The sequence below is a fragment of the Marinimicrobium sp. UBA4509 genome (assembly GCF_002388575.1).
Classification (GTDB): Bacteria; Pseudomonadota; Gammaproteobacteria; order Pseudomonadales; family Cellvibrionaceae; genus Marinimicrobium; species Marinimicrobium koreense.
In genome coordinates this window covers 71,247-96,518 of sequence record NZ_DGMV01000027.1, presented here as the reverse complement: position 1 = coordinate 96,518, position 25,272 = coordinate 71,247, and the positions used below count along the sequence as shown (strand labels likewise).

Here is a 25,272-nt window from a genome sequence, read left to right as displayed (position 1 = left end):
CGGGGTTTTGGGTGCGCGAGAATGAGGCAAGCAGGACTAGCCAGTTGACTCTGGGATGCGGGGCCTGATGCGATGAGTCAGAGCAAAGGCTTAACCCAACAAAAAATAGTATAGTAGTACAATAAAATGTAAGTACGCTCTCTTATTTATAAGTGCTTAAATATTTGCGCTTTGGTCATGGCGGAACTAATCTGAAGAAGGCCTCATCAAGACCTCATAACTGATTGTTTCGTCTAAGCAATTGGTTGTTGACAAGGTATGGGCGGGAGTGTAATAGTCTAGAAGACTAATATTTATGGTCACTATAACCCTAATGTGGGTTTAGGCGGCACATAGAGGATAATCTAAGCGTCAGCGGACCTGCTAAGTTATAAAAATTAGCGCACTTATTCCGGTTGGCAATTAGGTGCCTGTGTCGTGTGAGCGGACGCCGAATTGGGTTTGCGGTGATCGGTTTTCGGAGAGTGAGAGCGTCTGGATGCCGAAGCAGGAAATGACAACAACAGTAAGGGACTCTGCCCCTGGCTCAGCGGTGGTGATCAACCAAAAACCGTACAACAGCTATTTACGGATTGCTGGCAAATGATTTGCGGCACCTTGTGTGCCGACAATAATAACCTGGTCTCAGTAAGGAGAGTTCCATGAATCCCAATCGTAAAAGTTTTCAAAAGCGCCTGATCGCCTCAGTCGTGGCCTCGTCGGCCCTGGCTGGCTTCAGCGGCGGTGCATTCGCGCAGCAGGGCGAGCCCATGCTGGAAGAGGTGGTGGTCACCGGTATCCGCGGATCACTGCAGCAGGCGATGGACATCAAGCGTGACGCCACAGGTGTGGTCGATGCTATTTCTGCCGAAGATATCGGTAAGTTCCCCGACACCAACCTGGCTGAATCCCTGCAGCGTATTACCGGTGTGTCCATTGACCGCCGTAACGGCGAGGGTTCTTCGGTCACCATCCGCGGCTTTGGCGGCGACAACAACATGGTGACCCTGAATGGTCGCCAGCTTCCTGCCGCCAGCACCTTCGGTGGTGGTAGTGGCGCCAGCGGTACCCGCGGTGGTGGCACGCGCGCCTTTGATTTTGCCAACCTGGCGTCAGAAAGCGTTTCTGGACTGGAAGTTTACAAAACCGGTCGCGCCAGCATCGCAACCGGCGGTATTGGCGGTACCATTAACATCAAGACCGCCCGTCCTCTGGATCGCGGAACCGAAGGTAGCGTGGGCTTTAAAGCCGTTCACGATACCACCACTCTGACGGGTGATGACCTGACCCCCGAGCTGTCCGGCATCTTCAGCTGGACTGATGACTCCGACACCTTTGGTGTAAGTTTGGCAGCCAGCTTCCAGGAGCGTGATTCCGGAGCTGCGGGTGCAACCTCTAACGACTGGAACATTGGTCGTTGGGGTGAGGATGAGCTCTACTCCTTCACCGATGACGCGGTGATTGAAAATGCGCCGGAAGATGGCCAATTGTATGGTCGCCCTAACGATATTCGTTACTCCGTTTCAGATCGTCATCGTGAACGCACCAACGCCATGTTGACCCTGCAGTTCCAGCCCCAGGACAACCTCACCCTGACCGGTGATCTGGTGTACGCTGAGAATTATCTTACTGAGCATCGTGGCGAGCAGACCTTCTGGTATGCCAATGGCAACACCGTTGATCGTCTGGTATTCGATGACTCTGCAGTCGCTACCCCAGCGATTTACTCCGAAACCTTGGCCAACAAGGATAACGGGTACGAGCAGCAGTGGCGTGAACAGCGCGACGAACTTACTTCTATTGGCTTTAACGCTGAGTGGCAGGTCAACGATCGCTTGAGCTTCAACTTTGACGTTCATGACTCGACCATGGAGAGTCTGCCGGACGGTCCGGGTAACGCTGGCTCTATCGACGTGAGTGTGGCCAACCCGACCCAGACGTCTCAGGTAACGGATTGGGATCGAGATCTGCCGCTGACTCAGGCGACATTTGAAAATGGCTTCAGTTTGAATGACTTCGGCTCCCAGGTCGCTCGGGTCTGGTACGCGGGTCAGACTACTGACGTCACTCAAGTACAGCTCAATGGTGCTTTCGAGTTTGACGATGGCCGTTTCGACTTCGGTGTTGAAAGCCGTACGGTAGAAATGGAACAGCAGAACTCGGATCGCTACATGGCGCTGGGTGATTGGGGTGTAGCCAACCCGGGTGAAATTCCTGATGGCTTGCTGCAAGAGTTCAGCCTGTTGGGACAGTTCGATGATTACCCCACTGGCGGTGGTTTCCAGAACGGCGCCCGCGGCAATCCGGTGGCCTTGGCGGAGTGGGCTGTTAGCGAATACGGCACTGCCGATAATGGCTATGCGGTGGCTTATAACCCGGACTTCTCCAATAACAACCTGATTGAAGAAGATATCAACGCATTGTTCGCCCAAGTAACTATCCAGGGCGAGCTGGGCGGAATGGAAACTAACTTGGTGACCGGCTTCCGCTACGAGACCACTGATGTGACCTCAACGTCATTCACCTTGATTCCGGATGCTCGAGTCTGGCAAGACAACAATGACTTCCAGACTGTCTTCAGTGAAAATACGGAAGCGTTTACCGTCAAGTCTGATTACGACAACCTTCTGCCCAGCCTGGATTTTGATATCGCGCTGACAGATGACGTCAAAGCTCGCTTTTCTTACAGCAAAACCATTGCTCGCGCCGGTTACGGCCAGTTGGCAGCATCCGTGGGCGGCTTCGGAAACGTAGGTTCCACCTATTTGGGATCCACTCCGACTGCAAACGCGACCAACCCGTCACTGAAGCCTTTGGAATCAGATAACCTGGATCTGTCGGTTGAGTGGTACTACGATGAGTCCAGCTATGTGTCAGCTGGCTTCTTCGAGAAGCGCGTGAGCAACTTCATCGGTACGGAGCAGATTCCGGAAAGTCACTTCGGTCTGCGTGACGTAACCAATGGTCCTCGAGTCGAAGAGGCAGCTCAGGCGTTGTCCGATGGTGGCTATGACATTAACGATACGTCACTGTTTGTCATGACCGCTGTGTTGGATAATCCTGATGCTTTCCCGAATGGGGCGGCTGACTACAGTGACGACGCTGACTTCGCTGTAGACGTTGCGACCGATTACGATCTGACTCCGAATGCGGAAGATCCGCTGATGGTGTTCAATACCGCTACACCGGTAAACAACCGCGAAGCTAAGCTGTACGGTAGCGAACTGGCTGCCCAGCACTTCTTTGGCGATACCGGTTTCGGTGTCCAGGCCAACTACACCATCGTTCGTGGTGATGTAGCGTTCAACGATCTGGGCGATCCTTCGGAGTCACAGTTCGCGCTGCTAGGTTTGAGTGACACCGCCAACCTCGTAGGTATTTACGAGAACTACGGTTTCACCGTGCGTCTGGCGTACAACTGGCGTGACAAGTTCCTCAATGAAACCAACCGTGGTAACTCGCGGAACCCGGTTTATGTTGAGGAGTACTCTCAGCTTGACCTGAACGTTGCGTACGATGTGACCGACGACCTGACGGTATTCTTCGAAGGTATCAACCTGACCGAAGAAAATATTCGCCAACATGGTCGCTCTGTGAACCAGCTCTGGGATCTGCAAGACCAGGGCGCTCGCTACCAGATCGGTGCTCGCTACGCCTTCTAAGGTCGTGCGAAAGCCTGGACCCGCCTCTTGGCGTGGTCCCTGGTAAGAAAAAAGGTCGCTGCTTGCAGCGGCCTTTTTTTTGCCGGTGAGTTTCTGGAAAAACCGTGATATGGTTTCTGCAGATTGAACTTGTTTGACAGGAGAGCATCGTGAACAAGCCCGTACGCAAAGTGGTAATTGCAGGTGGTGGCACTGCTGGCTGGGTCTGCGCGGCGGCATTGTCGTCGCAGCTTGGCGATTTGCTCAATATTGTGCTTGTCGAATCCGAAGACATTGGTACCGTCGGTGTCGGTGAAGCCAGTATTCCGCCCATGCGCAACTTTCACCGACTGATTGGTGTAGATGAACAGCAATTTATGGCAGCCACAGGCGCCACATTCAAATTGGGCATCGCCTTCGAGAATTGGGCACGGGACGGCGATCGCTATATCCACTCTTTCGGAAAGACCGGAAAGGAAACCTGGATGGCTGACTTTCAGCATTTCTGGCTGCGTGCCCGGGAGCAGGGTTTCGGTGGAGAGTTCGGGGAATACTGCGTGGAGCATGAGGCGGCTCGGGAGGGCAAGTTCGCTACCTCGTCAAACGGCAGCCTGAACTACGCCTACCATCTGGATGCGACCCGATACGCCGCCTTTTTGCGATCCAAGAGTGAAAGCGAGGGTGTTACGCGCATCGAGGGCAAAATCCAACAGGTGCAGCTGAATCCCGATTCAGGCCATATCGAGTCACTGGAAATGGCATCCGGGGATGTGGTGGAGGGGGATCTGTTCATCGACTGTACCGGATTTCGTGGATTGCTCATTGAGCAAGCTCTGCATACCGGCTATGAGGACTGGAGTCATTGGTTGCCCTGTGACAGCGCCTTGGCGGTACAGACAGAATCCGTCGGCCCACCACCACCCTACACTCTGTCCAGTGCTCACGACAGTGGTTGGCGGTGGCGTATTCCACTCCAGCATCGAGTGGGAAATGGCCTGGTGTACTGCAGCCGGTATTTAAGCGATGAAGCCGCGCGGGATCGGCTCTTATCCAGTATCGAGGGGAAACCCCTGACTGACCCGCGTCTGATCCGGTTTCGCACGGGACGGCGGCGTCAGACCTGGAACAAAAATTGTGTGGCCGTGGGCTTGTCCAGTGGTTTCGTTGAGCCGTTGGAGTCGACGTCAATCCACCTGATCATGATCAGCATGACGCGGTTGATACAGCTCTTTCCCTTTGACGGTGTAACGCCTTCATTGGTGAGCCATTACAATCGGATTGCAGAAGAGGAGCTGGAAAAGATTCGAGACTTTATCATTCTGCATTATCACGCTACAGAACGGTCTGACAGCCCATTTTGGCGTCACTGCGGTAGCATGAGCATTCCGGAGTCATTACGGGAGCGCATCGCTCTATTTCGGGAGCAGGGGCATGCCTACCAGTCTCCAAACGAACTGTTCCGCCTTGATTCATGGGTGCAGGTCATGTTGGGGCAACGAATCAATCCAGAACGCTACCACCCGGTTGTCCGTGCTATGGGTGATGAGCGACTGAAGAAAACGTTGGATGATTTCAGGCGGCAGGTGAGTTTGGGGGTAGAGAAGCTCCCCCCGCACGGAGCATTCGTTGAGGAGTATTGTCGTGAGCGTTGATCGTGTATGGGCCCCATCGCCTGATCGGTCGATTCGGATCGAACATGTCGGGGAAGAGCGCACACCGATAATGATCATTGACCAATTGGTGGAGCAGCCAGAGCGGCTGCGTGCAGAAGCGAGTCATTTGAACTTTACGACCCTGTCGCGCTTCTTCCCCGGCATTCGAGCGCCTGTCTCTCTTTCTTACCAGCGCTTTGTGCTGGAGAGTCTTCAAGGGGCCATAGCGGATGCCTTTGGCTTGTCTGGCCGGACGCTCAAATTTACCATGTGCCAGTATTCATTGGTCACGACACCGCCGGAGCGACTGTCGCTGTTGCAGCGTATTCCCCATTTCGATTCTTTGGAACCAGAAGGCCTGGCAGCCATCCACTACCTGTTTCGATCCGGGTACGGTGGCACGGCGTTCTATCGACATCGCAAAACCGGCTTTGAGCGGCTCACGGAAGAGAGGAAAGTGGCCTACTTGCGGTCATTGGAGTCGGAGAATGATGGACCCAATATGCCCGGCCGTGCCTACATCAATGGATCTACGCCGTTATTCGAAGAAATCGATCGCATTGAAGGTGTTTTCAATCGGATGGTGGTCTATCCCCGCAATATCCTTCATTCGGGCTGCATCGAAGCCGACTTTCATCCGGATTCTGACCCGCTCACCGGCCGCTTATCAATTAACAGCTTTATTGATGTAGCCGGTTAGTATCAGAGCGCTTCCACTTTCTCTTTACTGCACCGAGTGCACCTCAGCTGGGTCACCAACTTCCCCTGCTTGACATCAAACTTACGCTCGGTAACCACCTTCCACTTATGAAAGCCACTGCGGCACAAGGTCTTACCCTTGTGCTTTTCTTTGGCGCTGGGCCGTTTGAAGGCAATGACGTTGTCGCTCACAATTCGGTCTCCTGGTCGGTCCCGGAATTGTGAGCGAAGGCTATTCCTCGGTCAACAGAAACCGGGCCACGGCCGTGCTGCCGGGGGCGTAGACCTCGCTCAGGTCGCCGTGAAAGCCCGATTCCACGCCGCGCATGTCTGGCAGGTTGTGGGCGATGCCCTTGTGGCAGTCAATGCAGGTTTTCTCGCCGCTGGCCAGCAGGGTAGAGTGCATTTCCCGGGCCCGGGGCGACTGCTGGGTAAAGTCCATATACTCGAAGTTGTGGCAGTTGCGACACTCCAGTGAGTCGTTGGCTTTCAGCCGGCGCCACTCGCGCTCGGCGAGCATGCGGCGCTTGTCCAGAAACTTTTCCCGGGTATCGATGGTGCCAAAGATCCAGCCCCACACCTCCTTGGAGGCCTCCATTTTGCGGGCGATTTTGTAGGTCCAGTCGTGGGGAACGTGGCAGTCTGAACAGGTGGCGCGCACACCGGAGCGGTTGGTGTAGTGAATGGTCGGGATCAACTCCTCGTAGGGGTTGGCCTTCATTTCATGGCAACTGATGCAGAATTCTTCGGTGTTGGTGAATTCTAATGCCGTGTTGAAGCCGCCCCAGAATATGATGCCGGCAATGAACCCGCCGAGAGTCAGAACCCCCAGGCTGATGTGCGTCGCGGGTCGATTGAACGTTTTCCAATACGCCTTCAGTGTTTTCCACATAACCGTCCCCCGCTATTCGCCGCGCTTGATGATATCTTCCAGCACCTGATCAATCCCTTTGAAGGTGCTGACCTTCACCGGATCGACGTCGTGTTGGGGCACATGGCACTGCACGCAGAAATAGCGGCGCGGTGAAACCGAGGCCAGTGTTTGGCCGTCCCGGTCGACAAAGTGGGTGATGCTGACCATGGGGGCGCCGCTGACTTCGGTGGCGCTGCGGCTATGGCAGGTCAGGCACTGGTTGAAGTTGGTGTCCACCTGGTAACCGCGGATAGTGTGCGGAATCATCGGCGGCTGCTCGGGGTAATTGCGTGTGGGCCGGCGCATGCTCGAGCGCACATTGGCCAGCGGAGGCGCCTCGGCGGTCTGGCTGAGCGTGCCGCCTTGGCGCACACCATCCGGTGCCGAGACCTCCTGCGGTGGTTCACCTGAGGCGATCAGCGGCATCACCAGGCCTGCCATCAGAATGCTGCGTCTAATCAGTTTGATCATGATGGGCTCTCCGTTACGCAAGGCTGATCAGTTCGAGGCGGACGGCACACTTTTTGAAGTCCGTCTGCAGGGAAATCGGATCGGTGGCATCGAGCGTGAGCTTGTTCACCAACCGGTTGGCGTCAAAGAACGGAATGTACACCAACCCCTCCGGCGGCTTGACCCGGCCCCGGGTTTCTACCCGTGCCCGGATATTGCCGCGCCGACTGATCACCCGCACTTCACTCCCGCGGCGGAAGCCCTGCTTGCGCGCGTCCTCATAGTTCATGTACACCAGTGCGTGGGGCACGGCCAGGTTCAGCTCCTCGACCCGCTGGGTCATGGAGCCGGTGTGCCAGTGCTCCAGTACCCGTCCGGTGCTGAGCCAGAAGGGGTACTCCTCATCGGGCGACTCCGCGGGAGGCTCGTAAGGCAGTGCAAAAATCAGTGCCCGGTTATCCGGTTTGCCGTAGAACTGCACACCGCTGCCGGCTTCCACGTAGGGGTCGTGGCCCTCGCGGAAGCGCCACCGGGTCTCCTTGCCGTCCACCACAGGCCAGCGCAGGCCCCGCTCCTCGTGGTACCGATCGAAATTGGCCAGGTCGTGGGCCTTGCCGCGCCCAAAGCGAGCGTACTCTTCGAACAGGCCTTTCTGCACATAAAAGCCGAAGGCCTCGGACTCATAGTTGTCGTAACCTTCGGCGCGGTCATCGTTGCTGAATTGGTTGACCTGGCCGTTGGCAAAGAGCACATCGAACAGCGTTTTGCCTTTGAGATCGCTGGCTTTGTCGAGCAGCTCCGTTGGCCAGACGTCATCGGTTTTGATGCGCCGGGAGACTTCCATCAACTGCCAGAGGTCAGAGCGGGCATCGCCGGGCGGTGGTACCAGTTGGTGCCAGAACTGGGTGCGTCGCTCGGCGTTGCCGAAGGCGCCCTCTTTCTCCACCCACATGGCGCTGGGCAGAATCATGTCGGCGGCCTGGGCCGAGACGGTGGGGTAGACATCGGAGACCACCACAAAGGCGTCCGGGTTGCGCCATCCGGGCAAGGTTTCCTGGCTGGTATTCGGGCCGGCCTGGATATTGTTGGTCACCTGGGTCCAGTAGACCCTGAGCACCCCGTCTTTCAGCTTGCGGCTCTGCTCCACGGCGGAGAAGCCCACCTTGTCGGGGATGGTTCCCTCGGGCAGCTTCCAGATTTTCTCGGTCATGGCCCGGTGTTTTGGGTTGGTGACCACCATGTCGGCGGGCAGGCGGTGGGCAAAGGTGCCCACTTCCCGAGCCGAGCCACAGGCCGAGGGCTGGCCGGTCAGCGAGAAGGGGCTGTTGCCCGGCTCGCTGATTTTGCCGGTCAGCAGGTGAATGTTGTAGATCATGTTGTTCGCCCAGACCCCGCGGGTGTGCTGGTTGAAGCCCATGGTCCAGCAGGACATGACCTTGATGTCCGGGTCCGCATAGATTTTTGCCAGCCGTTCCAGGCGGGCCTTGGGGACGCCGGTTTCCTTGGCGGCCCGTTCCAGGGTGTAGGGTTTGACGAATTCGGCAAACTCCTCGAAGGTGATATCGCTCCAGGTGTTGGCTTTGTCGGCGCCTTTGGCCCGCTGTTGGCGGGGATCTTCGGCGCGCAGGCCGTACCCGATATCGTCCTGGCCTTTCACAAAGCGGGTGTATTTGTTGACGAACTCGTGATTGACCTTGTCATTCTCGATCAGGTAGTTCGCGATGTAGTTGAGAATGATCAGGTCGGTGTGAGGCTTGAAAATTATGGGCAGATCCGCCAGATCGAAACTGCGGGTTTCGTAGGGGGACATGGCGACCACCTGGACATGCTCGTAGGAGAGCTTGCGGTCGGTGACCCGGCTCCACAGCACCGGGTGCATTTCCGCCATGTTCGATCCCCACAACACGAACGCATCGGCGTGCTCGATGTCGTCATAGCAGCCCATGGGCTCGTCGATGCCGAAGGTGCGCATGAAGCCGCCCACCGCCGAGGCCATGCAGTGGCGCGCGTTGGGGTCGAGGTTGTTGCTGCGCAGCCCGCCCTTGAACAGCTTGCTGGCCGCGTAGGCTTCCCAGACGGTCCACTGCCCGGACCCAAACAGGCCGACGCTCTCCGGGCCATGTTCGCGAATCGACTGCTTCAACTTGTCGGCGAGCAGGTCCATGGCCTGGTCCCAGGAGATTTCCTGGAAGTCGCCGTTCTTGTCGTACTGGCCGTTGCGCATCCGCAGCAGCGGTTTGTGTAACCGGTCCGGCCCGTACAGGATTTTCGACAGAAAGTAGCCCTTCACACAGTTCAAGCCCCGGTTCACCTCGGCTTTGACGTCGCCATGGGTGGCCACGACCCGGTTGTCCCGGGTGGCGACCATGACGCCACAGCCGGTGCCACAGAACCGGCAGGGGGCCTTACTCCATTTCAGGTTGGTCAGCTCGCGGTTGGTGACCAGGTTACTGGCGCTGGCGGGCAGCGGCATACCGATGGCCGCGGCGGCTACCGCAGCGGCGTTGGCCTTGGCGAATTGGCGGCGGGTCAGATTCATTGCGGTTGTTCCTCCGGCGGAATCACTTCGTGGTAGACCAGTGCGGCGTTGACAACGCCGGGGTGCGCGCTGGTCTGGTCAATCACATCCAGAATCGCTTGTGCTTCGGTGCTCTCAAGCACCAATACCAACTTTCCCTGATCACTTTGGGCGTGTATTTCGGCGCATTTGAGGGTCTCGTCCGGCCAGTGCTGGGGCAGCTCGCGCAGCCACTGTTCGGTAGTGGTCAGTGCCTCGGGCTGGGTGTGCACGATCACACTGGCAACGTGCCACTCAACCGGCAGCGTCGTGACGGGTATCTGTTGATGGTCGGGCTCATGGTGCATGACGGCCATGAGAAGCCTCCTGGTGGTGGTTCAAAGTGGGTGGCGTTGAGAGCGCTGCGGGAATCAACCCGCTCCGGGAGGCCCGGCCAGGAGCTGGTACATCCAGATGGTGAAACCGTAGGCGCCGACCAGGGCAACGGTGAGTATCGGGAACAGGAAAACCACGATGAAGGCGAACATTCGCCACTCGCGACGTTTCTCCTGCGAGTTGTCTACTTCGGATGGGTGCGTGTCGACTGACATGGCGACTCCGTGCTTCGATCTCGTTATTCAAGGCTGACTACCTACAGGGTAGTACATATTTCGGAAAGTGCTTTGATACAGGTCAATACCCAGGTTCCCCGTGATGATTTAGACGAATTGGCAATGTTGGTTTGATGTTTTTATGAGCAAATACTGCAAAAAGGTTGGCGCATTGCACTGTGAAGTCGTTGTGCGATCTGTTCCGGTTCAGTCCAGAGGTTGACTCCCGTAGCGAGTCCCTCCGCGGGTGTGTGCTTCTAATAAAGACGGGGAGCCAGCTCAAACGTTTCGATGGCCCCGCGTTACTGCAGGGTGACAAAGGCGCGGGGTTGCTGGCGGAGGTCCAGGGCGATATCGTCGGTCAGGTGCCATTGAAAAATATTGAGCTTGGCGGCGGCCATGCCGTCGTGGTACTAGTGAATCCCTTCACGTTATGGGTTCACGGCGTGCCTCACATCAAGTGCGCGGGCAAAGGCAACTGGGGGCGCAGCACGGAAGTGCTATCGTATCTTCAGAGCGCCCCGCGCACCTGCTCGGTGTGCGATCTGGTGGTGGACTGTAAAGTAGAAGTCGGCGCGCTCTATGGCTTGGGTGGCGCCATCGGCATCCTGTTGTTGGCAGCCTGGTTTGCGCCGGCACAGTCCCTGGCCCGGTTGGATCAGGAGCGGGAGCGGATGGAGGCCAGCGTGGAGCCCCAAGTGCGGGATGGGGTATCCTGACGGAGTATTGTTACGAACCGTCCGAAGAGGCCTAAGGGTGAACACTCAACTCAAAGCACTGGAACTGGCCCGCGAAGGGGATTGGCACGGCGCTCACGACCTGGTTCAGGCCCAGGATGACCCCCTCTCCTGCCTGATTCACGGCTACCTGCACCGCGAAGAGGGCGATCTGGGCAACGCGGGGTACTGGTATCGTCGCGCGGGCGAGACCTTGCCGGACAACACCCTGGAGGAAGAGTGGCAACGACTGCGGCAGCGCGCCGCTGGCTGACCGGCCATTGCGCGACCGGAGGTTGGCACAACAATCGTTGTAATTGGCCCTCATAAGCGGCAGCCCCTGCTACCATGAGCTATCTTGATGAGGTATCGGGCCGGAGGCCCTTGACCGAGGTACTCATGTTATCTGCCGACATCCTCAGGCGACACCAGACTTCATGGTTGGGGCCTGCCCCCGACTCAACCGACCGGCCGACGTTGATTCTTGCTCACGGTTTTGGCTGTGATCAGCAAATCTGGGCGCCGGTGGCGGACGCCCTGGCCCGGGAGTATCCGGTGGTGCTGTTTGACCACATCGGTTGCGGCCGCTCCGACCGAAGCGCATTCGACGCTGAGCGTTACGCCGACCTCTCGGCTTACGCCGAGGATCTGATTGAGCTAGTGCAGGCCCTCGGCCTGGAGCGGCGGCCTATTCTGGTCGGGCACTCGATCAGCGGTACCATTGGCTGGCTGGCGTCGATCGCCGAGCCGGAGCTGTTTCGCCAGATTATTGCCATTGGCCCTTCACCCCGCTACATCAATGATCCGCCGGACTACCACGGCGGTTTCGAGCGCGAGGACGTGCAGGAGCTGCTGGACCTGATGGAGCGCAACCACTTCGAGTGGGCCGGTTATCTGGCGCCGATCGTCATGGCCAACGGCGACCGCCCCGCCCTCGCCGAGCAGTTGCGTGAGAGTTTTCTCAATGCCGACCCTGCCATGTCCCGCCGTTTTGCGGAAACCACTTTTTTCAGCGATGTCCGCGACCGTTTGTCCCAAGTTCAGGTGCCCACGCTCGTGCTGTACTGCGAGCAGGACGTGATTGTCCCGCCCGCGGTGATCGAATACCTCGAGTGGGCTCTGCTCAAAGGAAGCATCCGGCGGCTCGACGCCACGGGACACTACCCTCAGATCAGCAACCCTGAAGCGGTGGCCCGTGCCGTGATTGAGGGCACCCAGGATGCAGCCTGACATAGACCGCCTGCCGGGGGGCCTTATCGTTCTCGATGAGGCCAATATCGTGACCGCAGTCAATCGTACGCTCTGTGATTGGCTGGGCCGACCAGAGACGGCGCTGGTGGGGCATGCGCCAGAGAGCTGGATGACCGGCGGTTCCAGAATCTACTATCTGGGGCATGTATTGCCGGCGCTGCGTCTGCACGGCCACGCCGAGGAAATGATCCTGACCTTTACCAACGCTTCCGGGCAACCGCTACCGGTGCTGCTCAGTGCATCCTCGGTGGCCGGAGATGAACCGGGGTATCAGTTACTGCTGTTACCCATGCAGCGACGCAACCTGGTCGAGGAACAACTGCAACAGGCGCGCAAAGCGGCGGAGCAGGCGACGGAAGAAAAGGCCCAGGCCCTGGAACAGGTGCAGGCGCTCGCCCGCGAACTGGAGCAGCGCCAGGAACAGCTTTCCGAGGTCAACGCAAAACTGGAGTTGATGGCAACACAAGACCCGCTCACCGGCCTGGCCAATCGCCGGGTTTACGACCGGCAGGTAGAAGCGCAGCTGGCTCTGTTCCACCGCACGCGCACACCCTTTGCGCTCGTTCTCACGGACATTGATCTCTTTAAACGAATCAACGACCGCTTTGGTCACGACGCGGGCGATCGGGTACTCAAGGATGTTGCTCAGTGCCTGCATCAGGGGCTGAGGGAAATTGATACGCTGGTGCGCATGGGCGGTGAGGAGTTTGCGCTTATTCTCCCGAGCACTACCGCGGAACAGGCGATCAGGGTCGCCGAACGCAAGCGCGAACTGGTGGCGCAGTATGGCGGTCGTTATGGTGAAGTCACCATGAGTTTCGGTATTACCGAAGCCTGCCCGGACGACACCAAAAGCCTGCTCTATGGGCGCGCCGACCGGGCGCTTTACGATGCCAAGCATCAGGGGCGAAATCGGGTGTGTGTGGGCCGAACCGAGTCAGCCGGGCAGTAGTACCAGTCATTCCTCCTTGTCACCGGACCGCCAGCCCCAGCTATACAGCGCCGCCGAAACTCGGCGATATGGCCGCCTCAGGGAGCCAAGGTTAACATTAATACAACAGTTATTTTATTTTTGTTAATAAGTTAAAATAATGGCTGCACTTATTTTAGGGTAATCCCAATGAAAAGAGGCATAACCGGCCACAAAGTCCTCAGTATCGCGGGCGGCGTGCCCTGCCAGGCTTTTGTCCCCGCGCCTTTGCCGCCTAGCCCCCCGCTGGAGGTCGACAACAAGCTGCAAGGCCGTATCAACCAGGCCATGCTGGCACTGGGACGCCTGGATGCCATCAGCACCCTTTTGCCGGATGCTTCTCTGTTTCTGTACAGCTACGTCCGCAAAGAGGCCGTCATGTCCTCCCAGATCGAAGGCACCCAGTCCTCCCTGAGCGATCTGATGCTTTACGAGATGGAAGGCCAGCCCGGTGTGCCCATGGATGATGTGCAAGAGGTGTCCTGCTACGTCAATGCGCTCAACCTGGGCATTGAGCGCATCCGGGCGGGCCACCCGGTCGCTCATCGGCTGATTATGGAGGTCCACGAAGCGCTGATGACCTCCGGCCGTGGGATCAGCCGAGGGCCCGGTCAGTTCCGCCAAAACCAGGTATGGCTGGGCGGTCACCGGCCCGATGAGGCGGTATTTGTGCCGCCTCCGGCAACTCACATTGCCGACTGTTGGTCGGAGCTGGAGCGCTTCATCAACGATCAGCCCGAGGCAACTGACCCGCTGATCAAGGCGGCGCTGGCCCATGTTCAGTTCGAAACCATCCACCCCTTCCTGGACGGCAATGGCCGCCTGGGCAGGCTCCTTATTGTTCTGATTCTGGCAGAAGCCAAGGTCTTACATGAACCGCTGCTGTACCTGTCCGTTTTTTTCAAAAAACACCGGCAAACCTATTACGAGCGCTTGCAGCAAGTGCGGGAAACCGGGGATTGGGAAGCGTGGCTGTTGTTCTTTGTGGATGCGGTCGCCGATACCGCCACCCATGCCGTTACCATGGCTCAGAAACTTAACCAACTCCGCGCCTACGACCGGGAGCGACTGGGCGAGCTGGGTCGATTGGCCGCCTCTGCCCAGCAAGTGCTGGATGCGCTTTTTGAAACACCGATTGCCAGCGTCAACAAGCTGGTGGCCAGAACCGGCCTGACCCATGCCACCGTGAACAAAGCGCTGGCTGCGCTGGAACAACGCTGCGGTATCGTCAGCGAAATCACTGGTCAAAAGCGCAATCGGGTCTACGCCTACAGCGCCTATATACAGATTTTGAACCAGGAGTTTCCATGACACAAAAGCCAGGGCGCCAAGCAAAGGACCACGCTGTAAACTTGGCTGGTGATCATCCATAACAAGAGGTAAATAATGGCGACGCAATCGAATTTCACCAACGACGAAACTCTGAGAGCCACCCTGGAGAGTATCAACCCCTTTGAGCGTAACCCCGGCTGGCTAAGCGGACTTACCGACCTCCTGACGTTTGTGCAGAGCGCCGATCTGGAAACCCGAAAGACACGTGGGTTTCAGCAGGTGCTTTGGGACGAAAACCGGGTAAGCGGCGTCGGTATGGGCACGGTGGATGTCAGCGCAGCCTTGGAAGCGCCTGAGTTTCGTGAGTGGGTCGCGGAGCAGTCGGTTCGCCCCGTGCCCGAAGATTCCGAGGCGCGGCTTGCCTTCTTTCAGGCCTTTCATGATGGCCTGGTCTCACGGATGAAAACGTATTGCAAGCGGGTGGCTCGGGTGAAGATTTTCCGGGTGTTGGCCGCGTTCTACCCCCGCTATTTTACTACCATCACCTACCGGCGTATGGCGCTGGAGTGCCACCGGGCCTGGTTCGGTAAGCAGAAAAAGCCAGGAGAAATCAAACGTCAGATCGACTTGATGGAGCGATTGCACGACCTGCTGGGGCCAACCGACGACAGCCCCCGCGCACTGGCCGAGCGTATGACCTTGCCCTGGATGGTGTATCAGGCGCATGTGCAAAGCGCCAGCACAGAGGCGGAGGCGGAAACCACCACGGATCAGGGTGATATTACCTTGAAGCCCTTGCCGGCGCTGCAACGTCGTAAAGGCTTTACCAGCATTCGGGGCGGTCTGGCCTCTATCATCAGTGCATTGAGTTTTGTGGTGGATGGCGTTAGCCGTGAAGAGCTCATGGACTACCTGCGCTCGGAGTTGCCGGACTATCGAGACAGCAGCCTGCGTACTCTGATCACCATTCTCAAAAATGAATTTTATGTTATTCAAGAACAGGACGGCATTTTTACCCAGACCGCGCGCGGCGAACTGTTCTTGGAAACCCAAGACCCGCAAGAGCTGATCCCGCTGTTTATCACCCGCACCCTGGGGGTAGACCACGTTCTGTGTGCGCTGAATGAACGGGAGTACAGCCAACCCGAGTTGGTTGAGTTGCTACAGAAGGTCAACCCCGGCTGGACGACCAGCTATGCGCCGGCGGCGATGCTCAAGTGGTTACGGGATTTTGAGTTGCTGGAACAGCAGGCCAATGGCCAATATCGACTGACGGACATCGGGCGAGACTGGGTTGAGCAGATTCATTGGCAGCCTGAGTTTCTGGAGGCGCGACCGATAGAGGAAGAGCCCGAGCCCAGAAAGAGCAGCGGCGAAACGTTATCGGTGGCTACGGTCGACCAGGCCCGCTTGATTCAATCTGTCGTGGAAGATACCGCGTTCCCGGAGCGGCTGGTGAGCCAGCTACACCTCGGCCTGTGGTCGCACCCCCGCCGACACTTTGCCATTCTGGCTGGACTGTCCGGTTCTGGGAAAACCATGCTCGCGCAGCGCTATGGTGCGGCGTTGGTCCAGCAGTTCGGGGCCGACCCGGCTCGCCGTGTGTTCGTGCAGGCGGTGCAGCCCGGCTGGTATGACCCTTCACCGCTGTTTGGTTACATCAATCCGCTGGTGCCGGAGAAATATGAAAGATCCGGTCTACTGGAATTTTTGTTACAGGCGGCCAATCATCCGGAGCATCCTTTTGTAGTGATTCTGGACGAGATGAACCTGTCTCACCCGGAACAGTATTTTGCGCCGGTGTTGTCGGCGATGGAGTCGGGAGATCAGCTGCGCCTCCACGACGAAGCCGACACCTTTGATGGCGTCCCCAAGGCAATCCCGTTCCCGGCCAACGTGGCGTTTATTGGCACGGTCAATATGGATGAAACCACTCATGGGCTATCGGACAAGGTACTGGACCGCGCGTTTACGCTGGAGTTCTGGGATATTGATCTGGCGGACTATCCACGTTGGGATCATTTCGACTTGACGACGGACCAATTAACGGAAGTCCGTCAGTGTCTGTCGGGTCTGCTTAATGCCCTGGCACCGGAACGCCTGCACTTTGGCTGGCGCTCGGTTGAGGATGTCCTGTCCTATCTGAAGTTGGCCAAAGCGGCACCGAATTTCAGCTTACGGGAAGCGTTGGATGATGTGGTGTACGCTCGCATTCTGCCCAAGCTGCGTGGCTCGGAGAGTGAACGACTGCAAGCGGCGCTAACGCAGGCGACGAAGATACTGGATCAGCACGGATTGGTGCGTTGTAAGGTTAAGGTCCAATCGTTGCAGACGGATCTGGTCGATACCGGCATGATGCGGTTCTGGCGCTGATTATGGAGTTGAAGGTTTATCGGTATCGGGGAGGCGAATATCAAGAGCTTGGTGTTCTGTCCCCGCGCGCGACCTTGGCTGGCCTGCAAGAGACCAGCGAATACCGGATTGCTTGCCCCGAAGGGCAGGCCCGGCTTTTTGTGGATGATGGGCCTCTGGAGAGGGATGGGTCGGGTATCTACTGGTGTTGGTCACCAGGCTACTATGCCGGCGAAGTGATGTTTGAACTGGAGTGGCCCCACCGTAGTGAGCCACTGCGCTATGTTGCCGATATAGAGCCGGCGTCTCACAAAACCGGCCGCGAGCAGTATGTAGAGTATTTGGCGCAGATCGTCGATTACGCCCCCGATCTTGTACTGGGCACCGAACCCGCTCAACATGGTCTCGGTGGAGCATCGGGCTCAGAGCTGTCACTGTGGCTTCGCTACGCGCGTCTGAGACAGTTCATCGATCGGTACCAGCGCGGCTTACAGCTTATTATCGAGCGTCCGATCATTCGGACCAGGAGCCGCCGTGAACAACTCGCCCTGCCTCAGGTTCGGCGGATAGACGGCACGACCATGCGTCAGCTCGCACAATCTCCACAAATGATGGCCGCACTGTCGGACGAATCGGTGGCACCAAGTGACGTGCATGAGCAGCGGTTGGATGTGCCGTTTCATGAGCCGACGTTCGATAACCCGGCTAACCGCTTGATTACTCGTCAACTGGGCGAGGTCCGCCGTCTGACGAAGCGATTGATCTACGATCTTATCGACTTTACCGAACAGGTCTCTGAAACTGTCACCGAGCTGACACCGCGTCTGCCTCGACGCCTAGAGTATTTGCGCCGGGCGGAAAGACAGTTCACCCGACTTTCCCGCCGTGCGCCTTTCAGCGAAGTGAGTACCCGCCAGTCCAGCGCCGCCGAACTGAATGCGGTTTCCGGCAATCCACACTACAGCATGACTCGTCGTCTGGGCGTTCGTTTATTGCGCCAAGGCCTGTCAGCGTTGGCCGACGATGAGCAACACTACCTGGCTCCTACCTGGGAGATCTACGAGGCCTGGTGCTTTGTCGCTTTGGCTCAGCAGCTCGAAACGCAGTTTCCGGATTACGACTGGCGCTTGCGCCAAAACCCGAGAGCCGCTGACCGCGCCCTGATGGGGCGTCGCGGCGAACAGTCGATCACTTTGTACTCGCAGCTCGTGTGCCCTTCGATGGAAAGAACTAACGCTTACGGCTATAGCTCCATCAGCCGGGAACGTCGTCCCGATTTGGTTCTAGAATTCGGTGATTCAAAGGGTAAGCGGTTTATCTGCCTGGACAGCAAGTATTCCGCAAGCAAAGCCAGAATTCTGGATGCGATGGCTTCCGCCCACATCTACCGGGATTCTCTCAGACAGGATGGCCAACCACCGGAACGATCATTTATTCTGGTGCCAACCAGCCGAGCGGTTAGCCTATTGGCCGACGAAGGCTACCAAGCTTGTAATGGGGTGGGGTGCGTGGCGATGTCTTCTGAAGAGGAGGCGGAGCATTTGTTGGCGAGGCTACTGAATTAATTTCTAGTCTCGAGAAGAATATACTTTCGATCACCGCGAGCTACGAAGCCTGGCCCTCTTTCGGCAATTGTCACAGTAGAACAAAGCAGGTGTCCGGATATTACTTGCATCTTGACGTCAAGGTGACGCTGGATGACAATTATCTACTGAGCATTTATGTAAAGGTGTTGATAAACAATGAACATGCTGGCAGGTCTAATTGGGTATATGTCGTTTATCGTTGCCATTTCGACAGTTTGTATTGTCGGTTTATATAAAGGCGATAACCTTGAAACTTGGGCTCGAAAGAAATTTTTTCGATAGGGGTGAATGGGAGTCTTTCAGAGGCTAAATCGGGAAGGTGGAGGTTTTAAATACCATATTGATCAACCCTTTGGTTTGAGAACGCCATTTTGAACAAAAAAATCCTCCAAAGAGGTTCCGGGTATGCTAGGGCAGAAATTTGAGTTGTATGGCCTCATCCCTTCCACAATAAATCGCTTGATTAACTCCTCGGGTGAAAGTTCCAGCGACGCCGCCACAGACTCCAGGTGAGTGGGCAGCGTTTCTCTATCAGAGAATGAAATTTCGTAGGTTTTCACCTTTCCTCCTGCGGAATAATAGTGATGGATCTCATCTAAGCTAGAGTATATGCATCATCTATGGTGGCTCAAGTAGGGAGTGAACATGAACCGAAACGAAGCAGAGACAAGTGACAACGAGGAGCGACGTCGTGTTGAGCGGCTGGCTATACATATCTTGGGCGGTGATGATATTTCGAACCGCTGGATGAATGCGCCTTGCAAGGCCTTGGATGGTTTAGCACCCACAGAGGCTCTGAAGGACACCGAGGGCGTTAAAGCGGTGGAGGAACTACTGTATAGGATTGACGCTGGATTTTCCGCTTAAGGTGCGCCGGCAATACCCTTATTGGTTAGGGTGCCAGTTTTGCCCAGTTTGATTCACCCCCCTTGCGACCCATTTGGTAACTTATCTGGTATTGAGAGGCGTACCAAACTCCGATTTGCTCACCATGTTACTCACCGTTTATTTGAAACGGCCTGAAACAGGGTGAAATGGCTTGAAACCAATATATTGTTATAAATCAGTATGTTGCATGAAAAAAGGAAGGGAAAGTCGACCAAGGGAAAGCAAAAAATGGTCATTCAATATTCTGGATCTGCTCCCGCATCTGCTCAATCAATACCTTAAGCTCCACCGCCGATTGAGTGGTGTCTGCTACGATGGCTTTTGATGAAAGCGTATTCGCCTCGCGGTTCAGCTCCTGCATCAGGAAATCCAGCCGGCGGCCCAGGGAGTTTTTCTGGGTCAGGGTGTGCTTCACCTCGGCGACGTGGGTGTCTAGGCGATCCAGCTCTTCGTCCACGTCGGCTTTCTGTGCCAGCAGGGTGATCTCCTGCTCCAGACGCTCCGGGTCCAGGTCGACCTTCAGTGCTTCGATTTTGCTCTGCAGCTTCTCGCGCTGGGCGGTCAGTATTTCCGGTAACCGCTCGCGCAGTTTCACCACCTCGGCGCTGATGCTGTCCAACCGCTGGTGAATGAACTGCACCAGCTCGCCACCTTCGCGGGTGCGATGTTCCAGCAGTTGTTTCAGGGTCTGGTCAAACAGCGCCAGGGCGGCTTCAATCAGGGTCTCGCGATTGAGTTCGGCCTGTTGCAAGACGCCGGGCCAGCGCAACACTTCCAGCGGGTTGATCGGTGCGGCATCGTGCAGCTCGTTGCCGATGGTGTGCGCCGCTTCGGCGAGCTGGCGGACTCTGGGCAGGTTGATGCCCAGAGCCTGGTCGGCGCCCTCTTCCTTCTGCACGGTCAGGCTCATTTCCAGCTTGCCCCGGTGCAGGCTCTTGCGGATGCGCTCGCGCAGATGGGGCTCGATTTCGCGCAGATCGTCGGGCAGGCGGAAGGCCGGCTCCAGGTAGCGGTGGTTGACGCTGCGGATCTCCCAGGTGAGTGTGCCCCAGTCATATTGCTGCGATGTGCGGGCAAAACCGGTCATACTGCGTGGCATGGGCGATCCTCTGTCTGAATGCGGCGGTGACACTGTGGGGGCGGAGCTGGTAGGCTTCGCTCCCATTAAACCGGCGATGTTACCACAGACGACTTTTTCAAACCCTTTGACAGTACAGGATTCCGATCATGACCGAGACGACCGTTCAGCGCCCCAGTGGCCGCCAGCCCGACCAGTTGCGCGATGTGCGCCTGACCCGCCGTTACACCAAGCACGCGGAGGGTTCGGTGCTGGTGGAATTTGGGGACACCAAGGTGATCTGCACCGCGAGCGTGGTCGAGGGCGTGCCGCCCTTTCTGCGCGGCAAGGGCCAGGGCTGGCTGACCGCCGAGTACGGCATGCTGCCCCGCTCCACCGGCTCGCGGATGAATCGCGAAGCGGCCCGTGGCAAACAAGGGGGGCGCACGGTGGAAATCCAGCGTCTGATCGGCCGCTCCCTGCGTGCGGCGATTGATCTCGACGCGCTGGGCGAGAACACCATCCAGCTCGACTGCGATGTGATTCAGGCCGATGGCGGCACCCGTACCGCCTCCATTACCGGTGCCTGGGTGGCGTTGGCCGATGCGGTCGCGTTTCTGCAGGAGAAGGGGTTGGTGAAGGACAGTCCGCTCAAGCGCGCCATTGCCTCGGTGTCCGTTGGCATCTATCAGGGCGTGCCGGTGCTGGATCTGGATTACCCAGAGGATTCCAGTGCGGATACCGACATGAACGTGGTCATGGGTGATGACGGTGGCATCATCGAAATCCAGGGCACCGCCGAAGCCGAGCCGTTTACCGAGGCCGAGTTCGGAGCCATGATGGCGTTGGCCAAGAAAGGGATTGGGGAGTTGAATCGGTTGCAGCAGGCGGCGTTGGCGGAGTAACCCGGACCGGATTGCGATGGATGCAACCGAGGGTTGCGTAGGGCGGATAAGCGAAGGCGCATCCGCCGTTACCCCATCCGCCGCTACCCCACCCGACCGATCAAAGCTCGATATCGTAGTCCACAATCACCGGCAGGTGGCTGGAAAACTGCTGAATCTTGTAAATGGCCGCATGTTCGACCCGTTGGCCAATGGGCGCTGACACGATCTGCATATCGGTGCGCCAGCCCTCACCGTCATTGATCTTGCCGCTGGGCCACCAACTGTATTCGTCCGGGTCCTTGTTGGCCTTGCGAAAGGCATCCACATAGCCGATCTGGTTGAACACCTGGCTCAGCCACTGCCGCTCGTGGGGCAGAAAGCCGGATTCGTGCTCATTTTTCTCCGGGTTGGTCACATCCCGGGGAGTGTGGGCCATGGCCCAGTTACCGCAGAAGATGAACTCGCGGCGCTTGCGGGTAATCTTGTCCAGATGGGCCTGCAGATCGTCGAAGAACTTGATCTTCACTTCCTGGGATTCCATTTCCGAGGTAGCACTGGGCGCCAGCATTGAGCCAATGCTCAGCTGCTCGTAGTCAATCTGCAGGTAACGACCTTCCATATCCACGCCGGACGAGAACCCCAGGCCAAAAATCAGGGCCTTGGGCTGCTTGCGGGTGTAGATGGCCACGCCATTGTAGTGCGGTGTCCCGGAGTCGAAGAAGTAGCTGAAATAACCGTCCAGTTGAAATACCGGCTTGTCTTCCAGTTCATATTCCAGTGCGCGCAGATCCTGCAGACAGATGACGTCTGCATCCTGGCTGTCCAGCCAGTCAAACAGACCGCGCTGAGCCGCCTGGAAAACACCATCGACGCTAAGACTGATAACTCTCATATTAGCCCCTTGTTAACGGACTGTGTATGATACCCGAGCTTGTTATCTTTGTGTTAATTAGTGACAGAAAAACCCCGGAATTTCGCCGTTTGGAGGCCATTTCCGCACTTTAGTTCGGGACGGATTGCCGGCTGGGCAATGCGGGCGTGGGCGCGACGGTTATAATTGGGGTCACAAGAGTGACCGTTGGTTGATGCCGGGCCCTACCGGTTTAGCCGATACTTTTAATCTAGCGTATTTATGAGAGTTTTGCATGGAGAACTACCAGCGCGACTTTATCGAGTTGGCGATTGAGCACCAGGCCCTGGGTTTTGGCGAGTTTACCCTGAAATCCGGCCGGGTCAGTCCGTATTTTTTCAACGCTGGCAAGTTCCAGACCGGCCAGGCGCTGGCCAGGCTGGGGCGGTGTTATGCAGCGGCCTTGATGGCTTCCGGGGTGGAGGTGGATCTGATTTTCGGCCCGGCCTATAAGGGGATTCCCCTGGCCACCACCACGGCCGTGGCCCTGGCCGACCAGCATGGTCGGGATCTGCCCTACGCGTTCAACCGCAAAGAGGCCAAGGACCACGGCGAGGGCGGCTCTCTGGTGGGCGCGCCGCTGGACGGTCGGGTACTCATTGTGGACGATGTGATTACTGCGGGAACCGCCGTGGGTGAGTCCATGGAACTGATTCGTTCGGCGGGCGCTGAACCGGCGGGGGTGTTGATTGGTCTTAACCGTCAGGAGCGCGGCAAGGGCTCCCTGTCGGCGATCCAGGAGGTGGAGCAGCAGTACGGCATTCCGGTGGTCAGTATTGTCAATCTGGACGATGTGGTGGCCTATCTGAAAGCGGACAAGGCCCGCCCAGAGGTAGTGGCGGCCATTGAAGCCTATCGCGCCGAGTACGGCGTGTAATCAGAATCCGCGCCCAAGCGCGATGGAGCAACGAGGGCGTTATGCGTAAATCAGTGTTGTGGTTCTCGGTATCCTGCCTCCTGGGCCTGGCGTCGCTGGCCCAGGCGCAGGATAAAGTGTACTACCGATACACCAACGATGAAGGCGTGCAGGTGCTGGAAGATCGCATCCCTCCGAAGTACGTCCCGAAAGGTTACGAAGTCGTGTCCATGTATGGGGAGGTGCTCAGAACCGTGCCTCCAGCGCCCAGCGACGAAGAGTTGGAAACCGAAGCACGCGAACGGCAGGCTCGACAGGAACGTGAGGCCTACGAGCAGGAACTGAAGCGTCGGTACAGCACGGTCAAGGATATCGAGGATGCAAAGCGGCGCAGTCTGGCGGAGCTGCAGGGTAATATCAGTATTCTGGAGAGTAACCTGAGCAATGTGCGCTTGCAGATTCGGGACCTGGAGAGTCGGGCCGCGCGTCTGGAGCGCAGCGGCCAGGAGGTGCCCGAGTCGGTACTGGTCAATCTGGGGACGTTGAAAACCGAAGTTCAGGAAATACAGGCGCAGATCCGCCATCGCCAGGAGGAGTACGACGAGGTGGCGGACAAGTTTGATCAGGACATTGAGGCGTTCGCCGAGATACGGGCGGCCGAGGGCCGCCGCTGAACCCCCGAGGTGCGAATCAGGCCGGAACCTGTTCGCGCATCAGGCCGCTCACCAATACCGGCCACTGTTCCGCCCAGTGCTCGGTCGGTGGGCGCCGGAACTGACTGCGCACAAACTGGGTGATCCGCCCATCGGCGCAGGCCATCAACAGATTGGCGGCGGCCGACAAGGGCAAATTGGGCCGTAACCCCTCTCGCAATTCCGCTTCTCTCAACACCTGCTTCAACTGGGTTTCCACCCGCTCAAAAAGCTGGGCGACGCGCAGCCGAAGCCGTTCGGTTTCTCCGGTCAGGGCGTCGCCGGTGAGCAACCGGGTGATGCCGGGGTTGCGTTCGGTGAAGGTCAGCAGCAGTAGCAGAATCTTTTCGCACCGGCGCAAAGCGGCCGGCTCCTCCGACAGGATCAGGGAGATGCGGGTGAAAATCGTGTCTTCGATAAACTCGATCAACCCTTCAAACATCTTGGACTTGCTGGGGAAGTGGCGGTACAGCGCCGCTTCCGAGACGCCCACTTCCCGAGCCAGGGCGGCCGTGGTGATACGGGCACCGGGGCTGGCTTCCAGCATGTGAGCCAGAGATTCCAGAATCTGTTGGCGGCGGGAGGATTTGGCGGTGGGCTTGCTCATGGCGGTCCATAGGTTGTCAGGGGTGAATCCTTCGGCGCGGCCTCAGGACGTTTCAGGCGACGGGGATATCCTAGCACAGGATGCGGGGCTTGCCCCATCGCCTCCGGTTTTCAATGATCAGTGCGGCTTTCGGGCGCGTTATTGAGCGGCTTGCTGCGCCTTGTTGGTGATCAGCGTGCCGACGCCAGCGTCGGTGAAGATCTCCAGCAGAACCGCGTGGGCAACCCGTCCATCAATGATGTGGGCACTGTTCACGCCGCTTTTCACCGCATCCAGCGCACAGCCGATTTTGGGCAGCATGCCGCCGTAAATGGTCCCGTCAGCGATCAGGCTGTCCACCTGCTGCGTGGTCAGCCCGGTCAAGACCTCGCCACTCTTGTCCTGCAGACCGGCCACGTTGGTCAGCAGCATCAGCTTCTCGGCCTGCAATACCTCGGCAATTTTGCCGGCCACCAGGTCAGCGTTAATATTGTAGGACGCGCCGTCATCGCCCACCCCGATCGGGGCAATCACCGGAATGAAGTCGCTGTTGATCAGCATGTCGATCACCGAGGTGTTGATACTGGCGACCTCGCCTACGTGACCGATGTCGATGATCTCCGGTGCCTGCATATCCGGCGTCTGGCGCTTGGCCGAAAGCTTTTTGGCCCGGATCAGTTGCCCGTCCTTGCCGGTAATGCCGATGGCGTGGCCGCCGTTGTGATTGATCAGACTGACGATCTGTTTGTTCACCGTGCCACCGAGCACCATTTCCACCACGTCCATGGTTTTGCTGTCAGTCACCCT

General features: G+C 57.6%; 25 protein-coding genes. 14 read left to right on the top strand and 11 right to left on the bottom strand.

Annotated features, from left to right (window positions below):
- Positions 1-641 precede the first annotated feature (641 nt).
- From B3520_RS03440 to B3520_RS03430, 3 genes are all read left to right on the top strand, one after another.
- Positions 642-3,641, top strand: coding sequence for a TonB-dependent receptor (locus tag B3520_RS03440; protein ID WP_286804606.1), 3,000 nt, complete (start codon positions 642-644; stop codon positions 3,639-3,641).
- A gap of 149 nt (positions 3,642-3,790) precedes the next feature.
- The gene (locus tag B3520_RS03435; protein ID WP_286875418.1) at positions 3,791-5,272 is read left to right on the top strand and encodes a tryptophan halogenase family protein; all 1,482 of its coding nucleotides are present in this window, start codon (positions 3,791-3,793) and stop codon (positions 5,270-5,272) included.
- Positions 5,262-5,972, top strand: a complete 711-nt coding sequence (locus B3520_RS03430) for a DUF6445 family protein (RefSeq protein ID WP_286804603.1) — start codon at positions 5,262-5,264, stop codon at positions 5,970-5,972. Before B3520_RS03435 ends, B3520_RS03430 begins: the two co-directional genes overlap by 11 nt.
- 2 nt (positions 5,973-5,974) lie before the next feature.
- On the opposite strand, the gene B3520_RS03425 is transcribed toward B3520_RS03430, so the two are convergent.
- The 6 genes from B3520_RS03425 to napE are packed head-to-tail and all read right to left on the bottom strand — an operon-like array spanning position 5,975 to position 10,442.
- Positions 5,975-6,163, bottom strand: a complete 189-nt coding sequence (locus B3520_RS03425; protein ID WP_286804602.1) for a hypothetical protein — start codon at positions 6,161-6,163, stop codon at positions 5,975-5,977.
- Positions 6,164-6,203: 40 nt separating this feature from the next.
- Positions 6,204-6,863 carry a cytochrome c3 family protein gene (locus tag B3520_RS03420; RefSeq protein ID WP_265366319.1) on the bottom strand — a complete coding sequence of 220 codons (660 nt, stop codon included), beginning with the start codon at positions 6,861-6,863 and terminating at the stop codon, positions 6,204-6,206.
- Positions 6,864-6,875: 12 nt separating this feature from the next.
- On the bottom strand, positions 6,876-7,355 hold the full coding sequence (locus B3520_RS03415) for a nitrate reductase cytochrome c-type subunit (protein WP_286804601.1): 480 nt from the start codon (positions 7,353-7,355) through the stop codon (positions 6,876-6,878).
- A 13-nt stretch (positions 7,356-7,368) separates the two neighbouring features.
- Positions 7,369-9,873, bottom strand: a complete 2,505-nt coding sequence (napA, locus tag B3520_RS03410; RefSeq protein WP_286875416.1) for a nitrate reductase catalytic subunit NapA — start codon at positions 9,871-9,873, stop codon at positions 7,369-7,371.
- The gene (locus tag B3520_RS03405; RefSeq protein WP_286805248.1) at positions 9,870-10,208 is read right to left on the bottom strand and encodes a chaperone NapD; all 339 of its coding nucleotides are present in this window, start codon (positions 10,206-10,208) and stop codon (positions 9,870-9,872) included. Before B3520_RS03405 ends, napA begins: the two co-directional genes overlap by 4 nt.
- Positions 10,209-10,262: 54 nt before the next feature.
- Entirely contained in the window at positions 10,263-10,442 is a 180-nt protein-coding gene (gene napE, locus B3520_RS03400) for a periplasmic nitrate reductase, NapE protein (RefSeq protein ID WP_286875414.1), read from the bottom strand.
- Between the two features lie 251 nt (positions 10,443-10,693).
- Between napE and B3520_RS17575 the strand changes: the two genes are divergently transcribed.
- The 7 genes from B3520_RS17575 (at position 10,694) to B3520_RS03365 (ending at position 18,568) form a co-directional block, all read left to right on the top strand.
- On the top strand, positions 10,694-11,161 hold the full coding sequence (locus tag B3520_RS17575; RefSeq protein ID WP_286805247.1) for a hypothetical protein: 468 nt from the start codon (positions 10,694-10,696) through the stop codon (positions 11,159-11,161).
- Between the two features lie 37 nt (positions 11,162-11,198).
- Positions 11,199-11,432, top strand: a complete 234-nt coding sequence (locus B3520_RS03390; RefSeq protein WP_286805246.1) for a hypothetical protein — start codon at positions 11,199-11,201, stop codon at positions 11,430-11,432.
- Positions 11,433-11,557: 125 nt separating this feature from the next.
- Positions 11,558-12,388 carry an alpha/beta fold hydrolase gene (locus tag B3520_RS03385; RefSeq protein ID WP_286875412.1) on the top strand — a complete coding sequence of 277 codons (831 nt, stop codon included), beginning with the start codon at positions 11,558-11,560 and terminating at the stop codon, positions 12,386-12,388.
- Entirely contained in the window at positions 12,378-13,361 is a 984-nt protein-coding gene (locus tag B3520_RS03380) for a GGDEF domain-containing protein (protein ID WP_286805242.1), read from the top strand. Before B3520_RS03385 ends, B3520_RS03380 begins: the two co-directional genes overlap by 11 nt.
- A gap of 168 nt (positions 13,362-13,529) precedes the next feature.
- The gene (locus B3520_RS03375) at positions 13,530-14,690 is read left to right on the top strand and encodes a Fic family protein (protein WP_286805240.1); all 1,161 of its coding nucleotides are present in this window, start codon (positions 13,530-13,532) and stop codon (positions 14,688-14,690) included.
- A 75-nt stretch (positions 14,691-14,765) separates the two neighbouring features.
- Complete coding sequence (locus B3520_RS03370; RefSeq protein WP_286805239.1) at positions 14,766-17,024, top strand: McrB family protein; 2,259 nt, start codon at positions 14,766-14,768, stop codon at positions 17,022-17,024.
- Positions 17,025-17,026: 2 nt separating this feature from the next.
- A complete protein-coding gene (locus B3520_RS03365) occupies positions 17,027-18,568 on the top strand; it encodes a DUF2357 domain-containing protein (protein ID WP_286805238.1) in 1,542 nt (513 codons plus the stop codon).
- A gap of 365 nt (positions 18,569-18,933) precedes the next feature.
- Here the strand turns inward: B3520_RS03365 and B3520_RS03360 are convergent, their stop codons facing one another.
- Complete coding sequence (locus tag B3520_RS03360; protein ID WP_286805236.1) at positions 18,934-19,149, bottom strand: hypothetical protein; 216 nt, start codon at positions 19,147-19,149, stop codon at positions 18,934-18,936.
- A gap of 85 nt (positions 19,150-19,234) precedes the next feature.
- On the opposite strand from B3520_RS03360, the gene B3520_RS03355 reads away from it, so the two are divergent.
- Positions 19,235-19,456 carry an MbcA/ParS/Xre antitoxin family protein gene (locus B3520_RS03355; protein WP_286805235.1) on the top strand — a complete coding sequence of 74 codons (222 nt, stop codon included), beginning with the start codon at positions 19,235-19,237 and terminating at the stop codon, positions 19,454-19,456.
- A 253-nt stretch (positions 19,457-19,709) separates the two neighbouring features.
- Here the strand turns inward: B3520_RS03355 and B3520_RS03350 are convergent, their stop codons facing one another.
- Positions 19,710-20,576: a YicC/YloC family endoribonuclease gene (locus tag B3520_RS03350; RefSeq protein ID WP_286805234.1), complete on the bottom strand. Its 867-nt coding sequence runs from the start codon at positions 20,574-20,576 to the stop codon at positions 19,710-19,712.
- Positions 20,577-20,704: 128 nt separating this feature from the next.
- Between B3520_RS03350 and rph the strand changes: the two genes are divergently transcribed.
- Positions 20,705-21,439, top strand: coding sequence for a ribonuclease PH (gene rph / locus B3520_RS03345; protein WP_286805233.1), 735 nt, complete (start codon positions 20,705-20,707; stop codon positions 21,437-21,439).
- 100 nt (positions 21,440-21,539) lie between these two features.
- Here the strand turns inward: rph and B3520_RS03340 are convergent, their stop codons facing one another.
- The gene (locus B3520_RS03340; RefSeq protein WP_286805232.1) at positions 21,540-22,313 is read right to left on the bottom strand and encodes an exodeoxyribonuclease III; all 774 of its coding nucleotides are present in this window, start codon (positions 22,311-22,313) and stop codon (positions 21,540-21,542) included.
- A 253-nt stretch (positions 22,314-22,566) separates the two neighbouring features.
- Here B3520_RS03340 and pyrE point away from each other — a divergent pair, with 253 nt between their 5' ends.
- Both pyrE and B3520_RS03330 read left to right on the top strand, forming a co-directional pair.
- The gene (gene pyrE, locus B3520_RS03335) at positions 22,567-23,208 is read left to right on the top strand and encodes an orotate phosphoribosyltransferase (protein ID WP_286805231.1); all 642 of its coding nucleotides are present in this window, start codon (positions 22,567-22,569) and stop codon (positions 23,206-23,208) included.
- A gap of 41 nt (positions 23,209-23,249) precedes the next feature.
- Positions 23,250-23,861, top strand: a complete 612-nt coding sequence (locus B3520_RS03330) for a hypothetical protein (protein WP_286805230.1) — start codon at positions 23,250-23,252, stop codon at positions 23,859-23,861.
- A gap of 16 nt (positions 23,862-23,877) precedes the next feature.
- Here the strand turns inward: B3520_RS03330 and slmA are convergent, their stop codons facing one another.
- A complete protein-coding gene (gene slmA / locus B3520_RS03325; RefSeq protein WP_024461636.1) occupies positions 23,878-24,486 on the bottom strand; it encodes a nucleoid occlusion factor SlmA in 609 nt (202 codons plus the stop codon).
- A 138-nt stretch (positions 24,487-24,624) separates the two neighbouring features.
- Positions 24,625-25,272, bottom strand: a 648-nt coding sequence (argB, locus tag B3520_RS03320) for an acetylglutamate kinase (protein WP_286875410.1), incomplete at its 5' end; no start/stop codon positions are given.